This is a genomic window from Streptomyces sp. NPDC054840, assembly GCF_053611065.1.
Genome location: NZ_JBSGZP010000948.1, coordinates 1 through 2,185, shown reverse-complemented (window position 1 = coordinate 2,185; position 2,185 = coordinate 1). Strand labels below are relative to the sequence as shown.

Below are 2,185 nucleotides of genomic sequence, written 5' to 3'. Positions count from 1 at the left end.
GCTCGTGTCGGCCCTCACCGGGGTGCTGCGCCGCCACGAGGCCTTGCGCACCCGCCTCGGCGTCTCCACCGCCGGGCAGCCGAGGCTGCACGTGGACGAGGAACCGGTTCTGCGGCTCATCCGCGCCGACCTGTCCGGCTTCACCCCGCAGGCCGCGGCCGAACGCGTCACCCTGCAGAGCACCGAGAGCGCCTCCACCGTCCTGGACCTGGAGAGCGGCCGCACCAGCGCCTTCCGCCTGCTGCGGCTCACCCCCGGCGAGCACGTCCTGATCCTCGCCTCCCACCTCGCGGTCTTCGACGGCTGGTCCTCCGGCGTCTTCCTCGCGGACCTGGCCGCCGGCTACCGCGAGGGCCCGGCGGGCCTCGACCCGCCCGACCTGCAGTTCCCCGACTACGCCGACTGGCAGCACCGGTGGCTCGCCGGACCCGACGGCGCCGCCGAACTCGCCCGCCGCCGGGCCACGTTCGCCGGCGACCCGCCCGCACCCCGGGCACCGGGCGGATTCGAACGCGGGCACCTGCCCGTACGACTGGCCCGCGGGCCCGTCGACGCCGGGCTGGAGCTGGGCGCGACCGAGGGAGCCACCCCGTTCATGACGCTGCTCGCCGCGCTGGCCGTCGTACTGGCCCGCAGGCAGGGCCGTACCTCCCAGGTGATCGGCACCCCTGCGGCCGGGCGCTTCGCCGGACCGCTCGAAGGCGCCGTCGGGCAGTTCACCACCGTGGTACCGATACGGCTCGACCTCGCGGGCGGACCCACCTTCCGGGAGCTGCTGCACCGCACCCGGGCCGCGGTGGCCGAAGCGCTCGCCCACCAACGCCTGCCCGTCGACGTCCTGTTCGGCGCCGGTACGCCCCCGCCGTACAACGTCCTGTTCGCCCTTCACAACTACCCGTCGGTCCCCCTGGACCTGCCCGGCATCGAGGTCGGCCAGCTGCCCGGGCCGCCCGCCCGGCACCTGGAGCTCTACAGCCCCGACCCGGCCGCCGCCCTCGCCTGCGTCGGCCTCGTGGAACGGGACGGCGAGATCGGCGGCACCGCCGAGTACAACCGCCACGCGGCCACGCCCGAGGACGTGCGAGGGCTGCTCACCGGAATCGAGGACGTGCTGGACCGGGCCGTCACCGCGCCCGCATCCCCGCTCACCACCTAGGGAGTTGCCGTGCTCACCACCGAGTTCTACCGCGCGCCCGCGGACTGCGGGCTCGTACGGAGCGGAGCCGACGTGCCCCGCACCCCCATGCGGGCCCTGCGCGAGGACATCCACGACCTCCTGGTCTCGGCCCCCGTGGCCGAGGCCCGGCGCACCCGCGACCCCCGGCCCATCCACCGGGCCCTGGGCGAGCGGGGCCTCCTCGCGCCCCAGTGGCCCGAGGAGTACGGCGGCCGCGGCATCAGCCAGGTCGCGGCGGCCGTGCTGGTCGAGGAACTGGCCATGCACGACGTCCCCGACCTGCTGCACACCCTCACCGTGCAGATCGTCGGATCCACCCTGCTCAACGTCGCGAGCGCGGCGATGAAGGCCCGGCACCTGCCGGGCTTCGCCGCCGGCACCGCCTTCGGCTGCGTGCTGTTCAGCGAACCCCAGGCCGGCTCCGACCTCAACATCCTCTCCACCCGGGCCGTTTCGGACGGCAAGGGCGGCTACAAGCTGTACGGCACCAAGGTCCACTCGCTCTTCGCCCGGCTCGCCGACTACGGACTGTGCCTGGCCCGCGGCGAGGACGACGCCTTCAGCCTGTTCCTCGTCCCCCTGGCCCAGCCGGGCGTCACCATCCGGCAGATCCCGGGCATGGGCGACGACGCCTTCCACGAGGTCACTCTCGACGGTGTGGCCGTGACCGCCGACGACGTGGTCGGCGAGACCGGCCAGGGCTGGGCCATCGTCGTCAAGACGCTCGCCTTCGAGCGCACCGGACTCGACTACTACGTCAAGTCGCTGCGCTGGTACCGGGCCGCCGTGGAACGCCTGGAGGCCCACACCGACCGGCTGGAGGCCGGCCAGCACGACCAGATCGGCCTGGCCAAGCTCAACGCCCGGCTGCTCGCGGCGGGCACGCTGGTCCGCCGCGTCCTCACCCGCCTCGACCGCGGTGAACTCAACGAGGACGAGGCCACCGACCTCCTCTTGGACCAGGTACGCACCGGGGAACTGGCACTCGCCCTGCCGGGCCGGCTGCCC

General features: G+C 74.2%; 2 protein-coding genes. Both read left to right on the top strand.

The features are described from left to right. A partial coding sequence (locus tag ACWGIU_RS36295; RefSeq protein ID WP_453712338.1) for a condensation domain-containing protein occupies positions 1-1,156 on the top strand: 1,156 nt, incomplete at its 5' end. 9 nt (positions 1,157-1,165) lie between these two features. Beyond that, positions 1,166-2,185: acyl-CoA dehydrogenase family protein (locus ACWGIU_RS36290; protein WP_453712337.1), on the top strand; the 1,020-nt coding region annotated here is incomplete at its 3' end.